Origin of the sequence: Desulfovibrio sp. (genome assembly GCF_019422935.1) — a bacterium.
Classification (GTDB): Bacteria; Desulfobacterota; Desulfovibrionia; order Desulfovibrionales; family Desulfovibrionaceae; genus Desulfovibrio.
Genome location: NZ_JAHZCJ010000012.1, coordinates 119,599 through 136,637, shown reverse-complemented (window position 1 = coordinate 136,637; position 17,039 = coordinate 119,599). Strand labels below are relative to the sequence as shown.

Below are 17,039 nucleotides of genomic sequence, written 5' to 3'. Positions count from 1 at the left end.
AGATAAACTCGGGGATCAACTGAGTCTCCCGTACCCAGGAAGCCCGTTTACGGGCCGCAAGTAACAGAAATGCAAATGTCAGATCGTACATGCGCCTGCTAGGGCGCAGCTGGTAAGAGAGCCTTACAGGCGCATATGAAAAACCCCCGGCTAAGCCGGGGGATATTTATTTGAGCAATCTGCCATCAGGCGAAATACCGGGGTGAGCAATTTTCTTTAGAAATTGCTCCGTTGAGGCGAGGGCCGCTCCGGTCTAGTCCAGCAGGCCCAGCAAACGCGCAACGCGCTGCTCGTTCAGGCCGCTATGCACCTGCACAAGATCCTGACTGTGCTGCATGGCTTCCTGCTCCACCTGGGCAAGCGCCTGGCGCATTTCATCAGAATTGAGCATGTGCGGAGTGCCGGGAACAGTCTGTTCCAGAACCGGCGCTGCTGAGGTGCTGACGTCATCGTCAGCGGGCGCCGCCGGGGCCGCTGGGGTACTTTCTGCCCTGTTCACGGGCAGCATGGAGTTGACCCTTTCCTGAAAGGTAGGAAAAACAGGCCCCAGATCATTATTGCGAAAACGGAATTCCAGTTCCATCGGGCTTCTCCTCAGGCTTGACGCAGTGCTGCGTCATTGCACTCGCGCTTGAGCGCGCGGCGGCCATGTGGAAAAATTGACCGCCTGTTGGTATTGCCCGAAAATATGCAAATATCAGGCCGTTGTGCGCGGCTCTGGTTTGCTTTCGCAAAATTTTAGTCCATGATTTTGACCATCAGGCCCGGAGCCAGCCGCACCTGACCATCCACCACAATTTTGTCGCCTTCGGCCACCTCACCGTCCACAACCGTATGGTCAGCGTATTCAAACAGCGGCCTCACCTTGCGGTAGCTGGCTCGGCTGTCCTTATCCACCACGTACACGTAGGATTCTTCCCTGCCAGACTGCACGGCCCGTGTGGGCACGGTCAGCGCCCCGGCGGCCATGCCCAGCGGCAACTCCACCTGCACAAACTGCCCCGGCCACAGACGGCGCTGACTGTTTTCAAAGGTGGCGCGCAGCCGGATGGTGCCGGTGCGCGTGTCCACCGTATTGTCCACAAGGGTGAGAAAGCCCTTTTCCGCCGCGCCCCCGGCAGGCGTTGCGGAAACCGGCACCGTTGCTCGCGCCATCTGTTCTATAATGACAGGCAGGTGCACCTCTGGCACAGAAAAGCCCACATAAATGGGCGAAAGCGTGTCTATGCTGACAATAACTGTGGCGTCAGCCGATTTGACCATGTTGCCTTTGTCCACATTGAGCGCGCCCACGCGCCCGCTGATGGGAGCCACCACCGTGCAGTAGCTGAGATCAAGAGCAGCGCTTTCTACGGCTGCCTTGTCAGACTGCACCGTGGCGCGCAGGGCCGCCGCATCGGTCGCGGTCTTCTCATAGGCATCGCGGCTTACGTAGCCGCCCCCCACCAGCTTGCCGTAACGGCTCATGTCGTCCTGGGCTTTGGCAAGCTGCGCCTGCGATTTGGCAAGTTGCCCCTTCTTTTCGCGCAGCGCGGCCTCAAAGGGGCGGGGGTCAATGGTGATAAGCGAGTCGCCCTCGCGCACATCCTGCCCTTCGGTAAAGTGAACCTGCTGAATCTCGCCCGTTACACGCGGCTTTACGCCCACAGAGGCGGAAGCCCGCACATTGCCCACAGCGTGCAGCTGACGCGGCACATCAGCCCGTGTAACGGCTTCAACCCGCACGGGAGCAGGCGGCACAGCATTTTTTTTGCTGTCGTCCTGCGAGCAGGCCCCAAGGGCGAGCAGAAAAAAAAGCAGAAGGAGAGGAAGGGGATTTAGGGCTGGTTTCATGGAGTTCCCCGTAAGAGTGAAATAGCCGACATCAGGCCGTTGCGCGCAAGTGAAAAAAATGAAGCAAGGAGTACCTGCCGTCAAGAAGATAGTTAGCCATGCACCTAACAATCTGCGCTTGCCGCCCTTTTTGCGATGATTGACATTCGGCACGGTCACGGCATAATTACGCCGCATTTTTCGTGCAACCATCTGCGGTCGTTTTTTGAACGGCGGCAGCCTACAGCTCCATTTTCGGAGCTGAATCACCATTATATATGCGCCTTGCGGCGCTCCAGGAGCAGGAATTGGCAAAAAACCGCGCATTGCAGCAGTGGCGGGTGGAGGATTCCATCGAACTGTACGGCATCCGTAATTGGGGTGCCGGGTATTTTGACGTGTCGGATGCGGGCGAAGTTGTGATTTGTCCGCAGGGGCCCAAGGGGCCGCAGGTTTCGATACCGGAAGTTATCGCCGGGCTGAAAGAGCGCGGGTATGATATGCCCGTGCTGTTGCGCGTGGAGAACATTCTGGATTCGCGCATTGCCAATATCCACGAATCATTCCGCAAGGCTATCAAAAGTCTGAATTACACGGGTTCGTATCGCGGCGTTTTTCCTATCAAGGTCAACCAGCAGCAGCAGGTTGTGGAAAAAATAGCCCAGTTCGGCTCCACCTATCATCACGGCCTGGAGGTCGGCTCCAAGGCGGAACTCATTGCCGCCGTGTCGCTCATGCGCGACCGCGAGGCCTGCATTGTCTGCAACGGCTACAAGGACGAAGAATTCATCGACCTTGGCCTTCAGGCTCTGCGCCTTGGCTTTAACGTGCTCTTTGTTCTCGAAATGCCAAGCGAGCTGGAAGTTGTGCTTGAGCGCAGCAAGGCTCTTGGCGTGCGGCCCAACATCGGCGTGCGTGCCAAGCTGGCCGTCAAGGCCAGCGGTCACTGGACTGATTCCGGCGGCGAACGCTCCACCTTTGGCCTTTCGCCCGCGCAGATCGTGGATGTGGTGGATACGCTCAAGGCCAACGACATGCTTGATTGTTTCAAGCTGCTGCACTACCACCTCGGGTCGCAGGTTTCCAATATTCGCGACATCCGTACCGGTGTCATGGAAGGCGCGCGTCTTTACGTGGGCCTCGTGCAGGAAGGCGCGCCCATGGGCTACCTTGACCTTGGCGGCGGTCTGGCTGTGGACTATGACGGTTCGCATACCAACTATGTTTCGTCGCGCAACTATACGCTCGATGAATACAGCGCCGACATCGTTGAAGCCATCATGAGCATTCTTGATGAGCAGAAAATCCCGCATCCCCACATCATTACAGAATCTGGCCGCGCCACTGTGGCCTACTATTCCGTGCTGCTCTTTAACGTGCTTGATGTGAGCATGGTGGAAGAAGTGCAGCTGCCCGATACCCTGCCCGAGGGCACGCCGGAGCCGGTGCTGAACCTGCGTGAAACTCTTGCCAACATTACCCTGCGCAATTTGCAGGAGTGCTATAACGACGCCATTTACTACCGGGACGAGATGCGTCAGCTGTTCTCCACCGGGCGGGTGAATCTGCGTCAGCGCACCTTGGCCGAGCGGTTTTTCTGGGCCATCATCATGCGCATTGCCCAGGAAAAAACCCGGCTCAAGACGATACCCCGCGATCTTGCGGACATCGACGTGAGCCTTGCCGATATTTATTACGGCAACTTCAGTGTATTCCAGTCCTTGCCTGACTCTTGGGCCATTGACCAGTTGTTCCCGGTTATGCCCGTGCATCGGCTCAAGGAATTTCCTGCACGGCAGGGCATTATTTCTGATATTACCTGCGATTCTGATGGCCGGATTGACCATTTTATCGACCCGCAGGGCATGAAGCCCACCCTTGATCTGCATCCGCTGCGTGACGGCGAGGAATATTACCTTGGCGTGTTCCTGGTGGGTGCGTATCAGGAAACCCTGGGCGATCTGCATAACCTCATGGGCGACACCAACGTTGTTTCCATCAGGGTGCGGGATGACGGCAATTATGAGTATGTGCGCGAAATCAGGGGTGACTCTGTGGCGGATATTCTGAGCTATGTGGAATATGAGCCGCGTCGCATTCTGGAAGATCTGCGCAGCACGGCGGAGCAGGCTGTGCGACAGGGGCGGATTTCGGCCAGCGACCGGTTTGCCATTATGCAGGTTTTTGAAGACGGCTTGCGCGGGTACACCTATTTTGAACGGTAACGGCTGCGCAAAGTAGTCTGTGCGGTAGAAATAATACAGTAAGGCTGGGAGAGTTTGGCGGCGGGGTGAGCCTGTCGAGCGCATTTACGCAAACCCGACTTTTTTGGCCTGACAGCGTCAGCGCCGGGATTTTGATGCTCACGTACATGAGTACGTTGCGCTCAAAATCCCGGCGCTTCCTTTTCAGACCGCAAAACGCGTACTTTGCAAATTCGCCCAACACCAGCCATCGCCTTCGCCTTGCTCCGGCGAGTCTAAGGAAGGCGACTCAACGCCCTGCTCCTTATGATTGGCCGGGGCAAGGCAGAAAAGGCAGGGGAAGAAAAGGCAAAAAGAGGAGAGTTGGTGGGGTGGGAGAGCCTGTCGAGCGCATTTACGCAAACCCGACTTTTTTGGCCTGACAGCGTTAAAATCCTGTTTTTGATGCTCACGTACATGAGTACGCTGCGCTCAAAAACAGGATTTTTCCTTTTCAGACCGCAAAACGCGTACTTTGCAAATTCGCCCAACACCAGCCATCGCCTTCGCGTTGCTCCGGCGAATCTAAGGAAGGCGACTCCACGACCTGCTTCTGATGAAAGGCTGGAGGAAAAGCATAAAGGCAGCTAGGGAGAAGACAAAAGCCCGTGAATCGGGTTAGATTTTTGTTGTTCAGAGGGGCAGCGAGAGTCAGGGATAGGGAAAATATTGCTTCTGGTGCTAATGAGTTATCTTGTGGTTCGACATAGAACTAGTTTTCTGCCACAAGTGTGAGGTAGTAGCGATTTCGGCTGGGTAGGGAAGAAGTATGGTTGACAACAGGGCGAGCGGGAGCGTGGTGAGGATCGTAGCTAGGTTCCAGTTACGGGTAGTTTTTCAATGACTAATTCTGATCGTGGCTATTGACTGAAACGGAGTTTGATCGAAGCGAAAGCGGACGTTGGCATTTACGCGGCGCGGAGGGAGATCGCCTGAGCGAGCGTAGCGAGTGAGGGAAGCTCCCGCAGCACAAGACGCGTTGCCCTCGCCGTTTTACGGAAGCTGAAAACCCAAGGGGGTGCTTCGGGGGGGATGCAAGGGGGGCCGAGAAGGGGGCATAGCCCCATAACCGGCCCCGCCTTGCTGCGCGCCGCACAGGCGTCCCAAACTCCGCCTGAGGGCGGAATCCGGTGCCCGCAGGGCAGCAAGAACCAAAGGTGTATCCCTCGCGGTGAGGCGAAATCGCGCGCCGCACAGGCGTCTCAAACTCCGCCGGAGGACGGAATATCGTGCCCGAAGGGCAGAAAAATCTAGTTAACCGTGCCAGTTAGAAAAACTACCCGCCGCAGAGGCGAAATTACGCCAGCCAACACCTCACACGCCACCCATCACCCATATCCTTCCACTGCGGTGCTTCCTGACGGCAAATGTCCTTTGCCTTGGGGCAACGCGGGTGAAAGCGGCATCCTGCTGGCGGAGCCAAGGGGCTTGGCAGTTCGCCTTCCAGAGCGGCAATGGGTTCGCCCCGGCGGCTCCCGGTAGGCATGGCCGCCATGAGGGCCTGCGTATAGGGGTGCGCCGCGCCGTCAAAAATGGCATCGGTGGGGCCTTCTTCCACAATCTGGCCCAGATACATGACCAATATGCGGCGGCACAAAAAGCCCACAACCGCCAGATCGTGCGAAATGAAAAGATAGGCTGGCCCGAACTGCTCCTGCACCTCGCGCAGGAGGTTGAGCGCCTGCGCCTGCACCGAGGCGTCAAGCGCGGAAACCGGCTCGTCGCACACAACCACATCTGGCCGGGTGATGAGCGCCCGCGCCACGGCAATGCGCTGTCGCTGCCCGCCGGAAAACTCGTGCGGATATCGGCGGCCCATGCCTTCAAGCCCCACTGTAGCCAGCATGGCTTCTGCCTGGGCATGGCGTTCCTCGCGGGAGACGCCCCGCGCCGCCAGTGGCTCCGCTACAGAACTACCAACCGTGAGCCGGGGATTGAGGGATGAAAAAGGATCCTGAAAGATCATCTGAATGCGCCCGGCGGCCCAACTGTCCGCTCCGGCTGGGGGCAGGGGGCGACCATCAAGCAGCACCTGCCCCTGAGAAGGGGCCAGCAATCCACAGGCCAGACGCCCAAGTGTGGATTTGCCGCAGCCGGATTCGCCCACCAGACCAAGGCTCGCGCCTTTGGCGAGGCTCAGGCTAACCCCGTCTACGGCAACAAGAGAGCGCTTTTCGCCGAACAGCCCCCGCCGGATGTCAAACACCCGTGAGACATCTTCCAGCCGCAGCAGGGCGGATGCGGAAGACTGTTCCGGCGCAAGCTGGTTCAGCATGTTTTGCCCGCCACACCTGCGGAGCTGAAGGTCGCCATGTCGTTGTACACGGAGGCAGCGCAACGCAGCAGGTGATAAGCCACAGCGCCGCCGGTGCCTTCGCCAAGGCGCATGCTCAGGTGCAGCAGCGGATTGTTGCGGGTTTCGCCGCCGGTCAGCTTGGAGAGCGCACGCACGTGGCCCGGCTCTGCCGAGGCGTGGGAAAGCACGGCGTAGTCGGCAAGCTGGGGGCAGATGTGCAGGGCCGCCACGTAGGCCGCGCTGCATATAAAGCCGTCAACCAGCACGGGCAGGCGGCGCGAGGCTGCGCCAAGCATCAGCCCGGCCATGAGAACAATTTCAAATCCGCCCAAGGCGGCCAAAATATTGATGGGGTCGTCGCCTTCCAGCATGGAAGCATTGGCTGCCAGCGCACGGCGCACGATTTCGGTCTTGTGGCGCACCATGTCTGGGTCCGCGCCAGCGCCGGGGCCGGTCATCTGCTCGGGGTCAAAGTGCAGCAGGGCGCAATACAGGGCCGTGCCAGCCGTGCTGTTGGCAATGCCCATTTCACCCACGCCGAGGCAGCGGTAGCCGTTATCCGCAAGTTGCTGCGCCAGCTCCACGCCCATGCGCAGCCCTTTGAGGCAGGTTTCGCGGCTCATGGCCGGGCCCTGGCTCATATCCGCGGTGCCGTTGCCCAGCCGGCGCTCAATGAGGATGGCGTGCGGTTCATAGGGGCCACCGTCGCAGCCTGCGTCCACTACGCGCAGATCCATGCCCGAGGTCTTGCATAAAACATTGACGCCCGCGCCGTTGTTAAAAAAGTTTTGCACCATCTGGCGCGTCACGGCCTTGGGAAAAGGCGAAACGCCCTGATCGGCAACGCCGTGGTCGCCCGCAACCGTAAGCATGATGGCAGGGCTGACGCTGAGGGGCGCTTGCCCGCCGCTCATGGCGTAGAGCCTCTGGGCGAGGTCTTCAAGGCGGCCAAGGCTGCCCTGCGGTTTGGTGAGGTCGTCCAGATGGGCCTGGGCATCGTCCAGGTCTTTCTGAAGCAGGGGCGCTATGCGCAGGCCGGGCAAAATCAGTTCCAACAGGTCGGATTGAGTGGTTTTCATGCCGTTTGTTTATCCTTAACAGGGGGTGTGCGCAAGACGGGACGGCTTGCCGCTGCGCGGGGTAAATCCATTTGGGGGACTTTACGATCTCCTCAGCGTGCTTATGTTAGCGACGAGGTAAGGAATTTATATGAAAACCAGACCCATCTATATACAAAGAAATCTGCCTTGCCGTGGGCGCTCGCGACCTGGGCGTGTAGAAGCGGCGGCTGTTGAGGGAAGTTTTGCCCTGCGCTTGTTTTTTTTGCTGCTGGCGGCGGCCCTGCTGCTGTGCACGCCTTCGCGGGCAGGAGCCGTAGCAGCGGACAGCCCCCGAATGACGCCTGTGGTGCGCGCCGTGCAGGCCGTTGCCCCCGCGGTTGTGAACATAACGAGCACTCATATAGTTGAAGGGCAGCGGCTTTCGCCCCTTGAGCAGTTTTTTGGCCCGGGCTTTCCCGGCTTGCCGGGTTTTGATATGCCCGGCGGGCGCAAGGTGCGGCAAAAGCGTGTCAGCCTTGGCTCCGGTGTTATTGTAGATGGAGAAAAAGGCCTTGTGCTCACCAATGCGCATGTTATCGCGGGTGGGGATGAAGTCATGGTGCACCTGCTGGACGGCAGGGAATTTCCCGCCGCCGTCAAAGGGGCTGACCCGGATTTTGACATTGCCGTGCTCCAGATCAAGGGAGCGTCAAAGCTGCCTGCCGTTAAGCTTGGCAATTCAGGCGACATCATGCCGGGCGAAACCGTCATCGCCATTGGCAATCCCTTTGGTTTCAACCATACCGTCACCACGGGCGTTGTTTCTGCGCTTGGGCGCACTATCCGCAACAAGGACGGCGCGTTCACCGACCTTGTTCAGACTGACGCGGCAATCAACCCTGGCAACAGCGGCGGCCCGCTGCTGAACATCGAGGGTGTGCTCATAGGCATCAATACTGCTGTGGACGCGCGCGCCGAGGGCATTGGCTTTGCCATCCCCATCAACAAGGCTCGCCGCGTCATGCACGACCTCATGAGTGCAGGCCGCGTGGCCCCGCTCTGGCTGGGGCTTGATTTGCAGGATGTGGACGGGCGCACTGCCATGGCCCTGGGCCTCAAGGATGCTGGCGGCGTGCTGGTAACGGCGGTGTTTCCCGGTTCTCCGGCCGCCAAGGCGGGCATAGCGCCCGGCGACATCCTTGAAACCATAAATTCTTCGCCTGTGCGCGACAGGCGCGATTATCTGGATATTCTGCGCAACCAGACAGCCGGAACCCCCTTGCGGCTGCACTTGCTGCGGGAGGGCGGGGCGTTGAAGATCGAGGCCACCCCCGAACCCTTTGGCGATGCGGAGGCCCGCGCCCTGCTGGAGCGCCGCTGGGGATTCAGCGCAGCGCAAACCGCGCAGGGCGTGGTGGTGCGTCAGGCCAGGGCAGACGGCCCCGCCTCTTTTTTGCGCCAGGGCGACCACATAACGGCGGTGGGCGCTGCCGAAACCAGTACCATGGAAGAATTTTTGCAGGCTTTCAGAAGAGAGCGCATGTCCGGGCAGATTTTGTTGCAGGTTGTGCGCAACGGCAAAGGCTATTACGCGCGTCTTGTGCCATAAGGCCCATAGACGTTTTGTAACCAGTTGTTGAGGCAAAATATTTTTAAAAAAACTTTTCCGCCTGTGCTGGGGCGGGGCGTCATATTCCTGTAGTTGTTGCACGGTTGGCTATTTTCCAGCCGACACTTGACAGGGTGGATGCCTAAAGCTATCCATTGCACAAGCGGAATTTAGCCGCTTGAAAAATCAAGCAAGTCAATGCAAATTTGGAGGACACCATGGGTTATAATGTTAATGTTGACGTTGACAAGTGCGTGGGCTGTGGCGAATGCGTGGACGTGTGCCCCGTTGAAGTTTACGAAATCAAGGACGGCAAGTCCGAAGCCGTGAACGCCGAAGAATGCCTGGGCTGTGAATCCTGTGTGGAAGTTTGCGAAGTCAGCGCTATCACCGTTGAAGAAAACTAAGAATTGCAGGGGTGCCCAAGCGGCATTCCCTTGCTGATTCTGCCGAGTTTTCATTGTGCCGCCCGGCGCGCACGCGCCAGGCGGCATTTTCATAAGGTACAGGCCGCTTTGCCGCCAGAGCATCCTGACTTTGAGAATGTGCATTCTTAAAGTTTCAAGACGCCCGCTAAGGCGCTTACCAGCGCATACAAACCGCGCTCACGCCTCTGTGGCGGGCGTCTGCTCACGCAGCCGCCAGGGCGATTTCTGTATGAAATTGCCTGTTCTCCCTCATGTCTTCCGCACTACCGCAGGATAACCATGATCCCTGATCTGAGCTCTATTTTTACCCGCTATGAATCATTGCGGGCCGAAGTTGACGACCTTTTCGGCAGGGTGCGCGGGGCCTTTCCCCAGTGCGTAGTCTGCAAGGAAGGCTGCAGCGATTGTTGCCACGCGCTTTTTGACCTTTCCCTTGTTGAAGCCATGTACATCAACAAGGCCTTTGAAGCCGCCTTTGGTTACGGGCCGCAGCGCTCTGCCATTATTGAGCGCGCTTCTGATCTGGACCGCCAGGCCACGCGCATCAAGCGCGAGCTGTACCGGGCGGAAAAAGACGGCGAAAGCCCCGAGGCCATCATGGAGCGCGCGGCCCAGATCAAGCTGCGCTGCCCCCTGCTGGACGATAATAACGAATGCCTGCTGTACCACGCCCGGCCCATTACCTGCCGCGTGTACGGCGTGCCTACGGCCATTGCCGGGCAGGGGCATGTGTGCGGTTTTTCCGCCTTTGAAAAGGGCAAGCCATACCCCACCATCCATATGGACAAGATCCAGAACAGGCTTGAAGACCTGAGCAGGGATGTGGCCACAACAGTGCAGAGTCGCTTTAAAGAACTGCATGACGTGTATGTGCCTTTATCCATGGCTCTGCTAACCCGCTACGATGAGGCCTATCTGGGTATCGGCCCTGCCAAGAAAGAAGAGGCCTGATCGGGCGTGAAAGGAGTTTGAGATGTACGGCAGCATTCCCGCCACCGTCTTTCGCGATGGAACGCCGCAGCAGCTTTCGGATGAGCAGGAAGGTCTCAAGCGCGAAATTTATGAGCGCATGAATCCGCGCCGCCGCAAATTTGTGGACCGCATCGGCTATGAAAACTGGGATCCTTTCCAGAAGCCCAACGAACCGCTTGATATGCGGACAGATGTGTCCAAGCGCACCACGCAGCAGCTGGTTAACGAATTTCTGAAAGACGCGGCCCAAAAAGGGCCGTATGGCAAGGCCTACAGCAAGGGCGCTACCGAATGCGCCCTTGGCGTGGTCAATAAGGACGAAAAGTACATGGGCATTTTTGACTTTTGCCGATGGTACTATGATCTTTTGAAAAAAGAGGGGCACATAGCATGAAAGCTCGCTACGATGACCTGGATGAATACATTGCCGATCTGAAGGCGGAAATCGCCCAGAACGAGCAGTGCGCTACCCATTACTACAATCTTGGTCTGGCCCTGCTGACCAAGCGCGACTTTGTGGCTGCTGAAGAAGCCCTGCTGAACGCGGTGCGCAATTCGCCGCATCTGGCGGAGGCCTATGTGCAGCTTGGCGGCATCTGTCTTGAACGCGGCGACCTTGACGGCTGCCTGCGCTACAACGAAGAAGCCGCCAACTGCCGCGCCAAGTTCCCCGTGCCGTGGGGCAATATTGCCTTTGTGCACCTGCAGCGCGGCGAGCCGGACAAGGCCATCACGGCTCTGAACAAGGCCCTCAAGTGGGATCCCAACTTTGTTCAGGCCCGGAATGCGCTTTCCACCGCCTTTTATATGAAGGGCGACTTTGCGGCTTGCGAAACAGCCTGCAAGGAAGTGATCAAGCAGCAGCCCGGTTTTGCCCCGGCCTGGAATAACCTGGCGCTGGCGCAGTTTGAAATGGAACAGTACGCCGATGCTGCGGAATCTGCCAAAAAGGCGCAGGCTCTGGGCTTTGAAGTGCCGGAAGGCTTTCTCGAAGAACTTAAGGCCAAGGGCGTCTAAGCCGCACCCCGTGCAATGAATATCCGTCAGGGCCGCTGGAGAAATCCGGCGGCCCTGACTGTTTTTTGGGGGGCGGGTATGGTTCAAAGGCCGTACTGCAAAACAAAAAAGCCCACCGGCATATGCCAGCGGGCCTTTGAACGCACAAAAAAATAAGTATCAGGCGGTGTCGCCATCCGTAAGCTCGCTGCACAGGGCCGCGCCATTGCTCACGCCAGCCAGCGCGATCTGAAAGGCCTCCACGTGTTCGGCGGGCAATCGCAGTTGCAATCTGGCCTCAGCCTGATAGTCTTCACTTTCAAGACGGGCTTCGTAGGTTGGCAACATGCGGTGCAGGGCATCAAGGTGCGCGTAGGCAACGGTAAGCTGCAAACTGGTTTCCGGCACACGCTGCCTCACTGGCAGGTCGGCCAGATTTTCGCGTACACTGTCCTGATAGGCCCGCACAAGGCCGCCTGTGCCAAGCTTGACGCCGCCAAACCAGCGGCTCACCACCACGCACAATTCGCCAATGCCGCTGTGCAGCACAATTTGCAGCATGGGCCTGCCAGCAGTGCCGTGGGGTTCTCCATCGTCGGACGAGCCGATCTGCGCCGTATTTCCCGGCGCGCCAGCGGCATATGCCCAGCAGTTGTGCGTTGCATCGGCGTGCTGGCGGCGTACCTGTTCCACAAAGGCCCGCGCTGTTGCCGCATCCGGCGTATGGGCGCACTGGGCCAGAAAACGGCTGCGGCGGATAACGATTTCTGTGCAGTGCGGGTGTTGCGGCGCAACATCAGGCACGGCATAGCGCGTCATTCGTCGTCACCGCATCTTCTACAGGCGGCGCGCTGGGCGTCGTTCAAAGGTGGGCAGAATTCGCGTATGCAGTCTTTTGCATTGGGGTAGCGCAGGGTCAGCTCTTCCGGCTGGCCCAGGCGCAGGTCTTCCATGTCAAAGCCCGGTGAAACCGTGCAGCCCACAAGCGCAAACTCGCTGCCTGGCGCAGGCGTTGCGCCAAACCAGCAGCCGCCGGGAATGGTAAACTGCACGTGTTGCCCCGCCATAATATTCGGGCCAAGAATCACTTCGCGCGGTTGGCCGTGGGTATCAATACAGGCCAAGCGCAAGGGGCCGCCAAGGTGAAAATGCCACAGTTCATCCTGCCTGATGCGGTGCAGACGCGAATAGTGTCCCTGTTCAAGCAGAAAAAGAATCGCTGTAGATACGGGTCTTGGCCCCATAAAACCACAGGGCATTTCATCCGCCGTAAGAATTTGCGGGGCTTCGTATGTGCGGTGATAGAACCCCCCTTCGGGGTGGGGCCGCATGCCGAAATGGGATATGATTTCTTGGGCGTTCATAGGTTCCTTTTAGCTTGTCATAGCGTTCTGCGCAACGGTATCAAGGGCTAAAGGCCGGGCCTGCAAAAATAATTTTTTGTAAAAAAATGCTTTACAAGGCAGTGAGAATTCTTTAATTAGGAATTGTTCCTGATAAAAACAATAACTTCATCGAGGAGAATACCCATGAGCACCACACAAGAAAATTTGATGGCGGCCTTTGCCGGTGAATCCCAGGCCAACCGCAAGTACCTTGCCTTTGCTGTAGCTGCCGACAAGGAAGGCATGCCTCAGGTTGCCAAGCTGTTCCGCGCTGCTGCGGCTGCTGAAACCGTTCACGCCCATGCCCACCTCAAGAATGCTGGCAAGATCGGCGACACCATGGCCAACCTCAAGTCGGCCATCGAAGGTGAAACCTACGAATTCACCACCATGTATCCCGACATGATCAAGCAGGCTCAGGCTGAAGGCCAGAGCGCCGTTGCCAAATATTTTGACTTTGCCAACCAGGTGGAAGAAATCCACGCCAAGCTCTACAAAAAAGCTCTGGAAAATCCCGCCGCTCTGCCTGCCACCGATTATTACGTGTGCAAGGTTTGCGGCTATACCCATGAAGGCCCTTGCGACGCGTGTCCTGTGTGCGGCGGCGGCGCGGCTGCTTTCTTCAAGGTTGAAGACTAGTTCGGCATTTGCGGCGCATGCGGCATATTGCGGATAAAATCCGCATGGCCGGGCTTGCCGAAGACTGGCAATAGCCATCCGGTCTGAAGGCCTGGCATGCCTTGATGCGCTCGATATGCGCCGGAGGAAACTGATATGTTGATACAGCAGTTTCTCCGGCGCATGTTGCATGGAGAGTGGGGCAGTGCTTCGGCGCTTGCGTAAAGGTGCGCGTCCGCACCTTGGCGGAGTGGCCTGCAAGGCGCAGCACGCGCCTTTTTGATTTGCAATTTAGCTTGAAAAGGGGCACTATCCGGCTGGTGCGCGGCCCCTCCATTGGCTGGCGTTGCAGCACCCCCTGCGTTGCGGCTTTTTGGGCTAGCGGCGCTGTGTTCGTTCATTACGTCCGCGTGGAGATCGTTGTTATGCGTCTTCTTGTCCGTCTTAGCCTTCTTGTGCTTCTGCTTGCCGTGGGCGGCATGGTCGCCCTGCCGGGCGCTCCCCAGTGCGCCGAAAAAAAGGAAACGTCCAAGGAAGCCCCCAGTAAGTTTGATGCGCTCAAGCGCTTCAGTCAGGTTCTTGATCTGGTGGAGCGTTATTATGTGCGTGATGTGACGCAGGGCGACCTTATCAATGGCGCTGTCAAGGGCATGCTTCAGGGCCTTGACCCGCACTCCACCTTTATGAACGCCGAAGAATACAAAGAAATGCAGGAGACCACCTCCGGCGAATTCTTTGGTATTGGCATAGAAATTTCCATGGAGAACGGCCAGGTTACGGTGGTGACTCCCATTGAGGACACCCCCGCCTATCGGGCCGGTCTCAAGTCTGGCGATATTATTCTGTCCATCAACGGGCAGCCCGCGCAGGAACTCTCGTTGCAGGAAGTTGTTTCCCGCATCCGTGGCCCCAAGGGCTCGGAGGTGGAGCTTGCCATCCTGCACAGCGATGCCAAGTCCCCGCAGACTGTCCGCCTTGTGCGCGATGCCATTCCGCTTATCAGCGTGAAGTCCAAGAAGCTTGAGGACGGCTATTACTGGATTCGTCTCACGCGTTTTTCTGAGCGCACCACCGAAGAACTGCGCGACGCTCTTAAGGCGGCAGAAAAGGAAACCAAGAATTCCGGCGGCATCAAGGGCATTGTGCTTGACCTGCGCAATAACCCCGGCGGACTGCTTGATCAGGCTGTGAGTGTTTCTGACACGTTCCTCGACAAGGGCGTCATCGTTTCCATCAAGGGACGGCGTGACAATACTGACCGCGTGTACGAAGCCAAAAAGCAGGGCGATGACATTCATGCGCCTATGGTGGTGCTGATCAACGCTGGTTCCGCCTCCGCTTCTGAAATTGTGGCTGGCGCCCTGCGCGACCAGAAGCGCGCCCTCACTGTGGGCGAGCGTTCTTTCGGCAAGGGATCCGTGCAGAACATTATTCCGCTTTCTGACGGCTCCGGCCTCAAGCTCACGGTTGCCCTGTACTACACGCCCAACGGCAGCTCCATTCAGGCCGAAGGCGTTGTGCCTGATGTGGAAGTGCCGTTTGAAGCCCCCCGCACGGACGACAAGGATAACTCCCGCCTTATGGTGCGCGAGCAGGATCTGAACCGTCACATTGAAAACGGCAAGGACAAAAAATCTTCCAAGGCCAAGAACGGCAAGGAAGATGCCGCCGAGCAGCTCGCGCGCGACAACCAGTTGCGCATGGCCCTGCAAATGGTCAAGAGCCTCCCCAAAATGCGGGAAATCAGGAATTAACCCCGTAACCGCGTAAGGCGGGCGGGCAGGAATAAACAGGGTGTTGCCTTTGCGCGACACAAAGTTATCAGACAGCCTTCTGGCCGGGCCCTTGCGGTTCGCCGGGGGGCTGTCTGCTTCTGCACAGCTTGCCGTGGGCGGCCTGCTGTGGCTTTTATGCAGCTTGGCCGTATCCTGCTGGGTATATTGGCAACTGGAAGCCCCGGCCCAGAAGCAGGCTGCTGCCTCGGGCGCGGCTTTGCCCTTTGCCGTTGCCCACAAATCCGCAGGCGCGCTTGCCAGTGGGGCTGGCTTTGACAAGGCGCTGGCTCTGGAAAGCATGGACGCGCTGCTTGCGCGTACACTCCCGCTGGCCTTACCTCAGGCGCAGTGGCAGCAGCTTCCTTTGCAAAAAAGTCTGCTTGCCGAAACATCGCAATTGCCCGCCGGGGCAAGCATTCCTCCCAATCCCACCGCTCCCGCAGGGCAGGCGGCAGATGTCGCCACATATGCTAGTGCGGCGGATCTGCGGCAGTTCACTGTCAGCGGCCCATGCGCGCCACTGCGCCTTGGGCTGGCTCTGCTTCAGGGGCTGCGCGATCAAAATTCTGTTCTGGAAAGGGCAAGCGCGCGCGTCGAGGTGCGCTGGACGTCGCAAGGAACCCTTGAAGTCCTCCTCAATCATCTGGTATACTATGTTGTTAGCTTTCCTGGTCGGGAGGGGCAGCTTTCAGATTTGGCCCAACCTTTGCCGCAGGAGCCCCTGGCTATTGTCATCGATGACATGGGCCAGAAGCTCGAATCCGCAGAAGTTCTTGCCTCGCTGCCGTTTCCTGTGACTCTGGCCATCTGGCCGAGGTCTCCCCATGCGCAGGAAACAGCCGAGATTGCGGCATCCCGGCGGCTTGATTGCCTGTTACATCAGCCCATGGAGGCCCTGCCTCGGGCCTTGCATGGCAGGCCGGACCCTGGCCCGGGCGCGCTGCTCACCAGTATGAGCGCGCAGGAAGTGCAGACCGTGCTTGAGGACAATCTGCGGATTTTGCCCTCGGTCATTGGCTTCAACAACCACATGGGGTCAGCTTTTACTGGTGATATTTCGCTGTGCAGAACACTGTGCAGCATGCTTGGCGGGCGAGGGCTCGCCGTGCTCGACAGTGTGACGCGCCCAGACCCCCAGCTGGCACTTGCTGCCAGAGAGGCGGGGCTGGTCAGCCTTGCACGCGATGTTTTTCTGGATACGCGCCGCGACACTGCGGCCATTCTGTCTACGCTGGACGCGGCGGCAGCCCGCGCCCGCGCTCAAGGCATGGCTGTGGCCATTGGCCATCCTTATCCTGAAACCCTGCGCGCTCTGCGCGACTGGCAGGACAAGGACGGCGTGGCGGTGGTGCCCTTGCGGCGCATACTCTGGAAACTGGCCCAGGACGGAGCCGCCGTTGCGGCGCGTTCTTATCCTGCTAACAACAACATGGAAAAGGAGTAAGCATGCAATCCACTTTCGCCATTATCAAGCCTGACGCAGTTTCGCGCAATCTGACCGGGGAAATTCTGGCTGCCATGGAAGCTTCCGGCCTCAAAATAGTGGCACTCAAGCGTTTGCGCCTTTCCAAGGCCCAGGCTGCGGGCTTTTATGCCGTCCACAGCGAGCGCCCCTTTTTTGATAGCCTGACCGACTACATGTCTTCCGGCCCGGTGGTTTGCGTTGTATTGCGCGGCGAAGACGCGGTGCCCCGCTGGCGCGCCCTCATGGGGGCCACCAATCCGGCTCAGGCGGAGCCCGGCACCCTGCGTCACAGGTATGGCCAAAGCCTGGAAGCCAATGCTGTTCACGGCTCGGATGCCGCTGAAACCGCGGCTTTTGAAATAGGCTACTTCTTCAGCGGCCTGGAAATCACGGAGTAATA

At 58.4% G+C, this 17,039-nt stretch carries 16 protein-coding genes; 10 read left to right on the top strand and 6 right to left on the bottom strand.

The genetic code is table 11. The features are described from left to right. Positions 1-253: 253 nt before the first annotated feature. Entirely contained in the window at positions 254-583 is a 330-nt protein-coding gene (locus QZ383_RS14190; protein WP_022658059.1) for a hypothetical protein, read from the bottom strand. Between the two features lie 155 nt (positions 584-738). Continuing rightward, positions 739-1,833: an efflux RND transporter periplasmic adaptor subunit gene (locus QZ383_RS14185; RefSeq protein ID WP_291446401.1), complete on the bottom strand. Its 1,095-nt coding sequence runs from the start codon at positions 1,831-1,833 to the stop codon at positions 739-741. A gap of 287 nt (positions 1,834-2,120) precedes the next feature. Between QZ383_RS14185 and speA the strand changes: the two genes are divergently transcribed. Next, positions 2,121-4,037 (top strand): biosynthetic arginine decarboxylase, encoded by a 1,917-nt coding sequence (gene speA, locus QZ383_RS14180; RefSeq protein WP_291446399.1) that lies wholly within the window; start codon positions 2,121-2,123, stop codon positions 4,035-4,037. A gap of 1,315 nt (positions 4,038-5,352) precedes the next feature. Here speA and QZ383_RS14175 read toward each other — a convergent pair. Further along, positions 5,353-6,330, bottom strand: a complete 978-nt coding sequence (locus tag QZ383_RS14175) for an oligopeptide/dipeptide ABC transporter ATP-binding protein (RefSeq protein WP_291446397.1) — start codon at positions 6,328-6,330, stop codon at positions 5,353-5,355. Beyond that, complete coding sequence (gene cobT / locus QZ383_RS14170) at positions 6,324-7,430, bottom strand: nicotinate-nucleotide--dimethylbenzimidazole phosphoribosyltransferase (protein ID WP_291446395.1); 1,107 nt, start codon at positions 7,428-7,430, stop codon at positions 6,324-6,326. The genes QZ383_RS14175 and cobT overlap by 7 nt, the downstream gene beginning before the upstream one ends. Before the next feature lie 130 nt (positions 7,431-7,560). Here cobT and QZ383_RS14165 point away from each other — a divergent pair, with 130 nt between their 5' ends. The 5 genes from QZ383_RS14165 to QZ383_RS14145 all read left to right on the top strand — a co-directional run bounded on the left by QZ383_RS14165 (position 7,561) and on the right by QZ383_RS14145 (position 11,417). After that, positions 7,561-9,000 carry a trypsin-like peptidase domain-containing protein gene (locus tag QZ383_RS14165; protein WP_291446393.1) on the top strand — a complete coding sequence of 480 codons (1,440 nt, stop codon included), beginning with the start codon at positions 7,561-7,563 and terminating at the stop codon, positions 8,998-9,000. Positions 9,001-9,218: 218 nt separating this feature from the next. Further along, entirely contained in the window at positions 9,219-9,407 is a 189-nt protein-coding gene (locus QZ383_RS14160; protein ID WP_022658065.1) for a ferredoxin, read from the top strand. A 300-nt stretch (positions 9,408-9,707) separates the two neighbouring features. Beyond that, positions 9,708-10,379, top strand: a complete 672-nt coding sequence (locus tag QZ383_RS14155; RefSeq protein ID WP_291446391.1) for a YkgJ family cysteine cluster protein — start codon at positions 9,708-9,710, stop codon at positions 10,377-10,379. A gap of 22 nt (positions 10,380-10,401) precedes the next feature. Further along, positions 10,402-10,794 (top strand): hypothetical protein, encoded by a 393-nt coding sequence (locus QZ383_RS14150; RefSeq protein WP_291446390.1) that lies wholly within the window; start codon positions 10,402-10,404, stop codon positions 10,792-10,794. Beyond that, positions 10,791-11,417 carry a tetratricopeptide repeat protein gene (locus tag QZ383_RS14145; RefSeq protein WP_291446388.1) on the top strand — a complete coding sequence of 209 codons (627 nt, stop codon included), beginning with the start codon at positions 10,791-10,793 and terminating at the stop codon, positions 11,415-11,417. The genes QZ383_RS14150 and QZ383_RS14145 overlap by 4 nt, the downstream gene beginning before the upstream one ends. Before the next feature lie 159 nt (positions 11,418-11,576). On the opposite strand, the gene QZ383_RS14140 is transcribed toward QZ383_RS14145, so the two are convergent. Together QZ383_RS14140 and QZ383_RS14135 are read right to left on the bottom strand one after the other, a co-directional pair. Beyond that, positions 11,577-12,215: a YigZ family protein gene (locus tag QZ383_RS14140; protein ID WP_291446386.1), complete on the bottom strand. Its 639-nt coding sequence runs from the start codon at positions 12,213-12,215 to the stop codon at positions 11,577-11,579. After that, positions 12,212-12,760 carry a cupin domain-containing protein gene (locus tag QZ383_RS14135; protein ID WP_291446385.1) on the bottom strand — a complete coding sequence of 183 codons (549 nt, stop codon included), beginning with the start codon at positions 12,758-12,760 and terminating at the stop codon, positions 12,212-12,214. The genes QZ383_RS14140 and QZ383_RS14135 overlap by 4 nt, the downstream gene beginning before the upstream one ends. Positions 12,761-12,925: 165 nt before the next feature. On the opposite strand from QZ383_RS14135, the gene QZ383_RS14130 reads away from it, so the two are divergent. The 4 genes from QZ383_RS14130 (at position 12,926) to ndk (ending at position 17,037) form a co-directional block, all read left to right on the top strand. After that, positions 12,926-13,420 (top strand): rubrerythrin family protein, encoded by a 495-nt coding sequence (locus QZ383_RS14130; protein WP_291446384.1) that lies wholly within the window; start codon positions 12,926-12,928, stop codon positions 13,418-13,420. 404 nt (positions 13,421-13,824) lie between these two features. Beyond that, positions 13,825-15,153, top strand: a complete 1,329-nt coding sequence (locus tag QZ383_RS14125) for a S41 family peptidase (RefSeq protein ID WP_291446383.1) — start codon at positions 13,825-13,827, stop codon at positions 15,151-15,153. Positions 15,154-15,202: 49 nt separating this feature from the next. Next, complete coding sequence (locus QZ383_RS14120; protein WP_291446382.1) at positions 15,203-16,618, top strand: divergent polysaccharide deacetylase family protein; 1,416 nt, start codon at positions 15,203-15,205, stop codon at positions 16,616-16,618. Between the two features lie 2 nt (positions 16,619-16,620). After that, positions 16,621-17,037, top strand: a complete 417-nt coding sequence (ndk, locus tag QZ383_RS14115) for a nucleoside-diphosphate kinase (protein WP_291446381.1) — start codon at positions 16,621-16,623, stop codon at positions 17,035-17,037. The last annotated feature ends 2 nt before the right edge of the window (positions 17,038-17,039 follow it).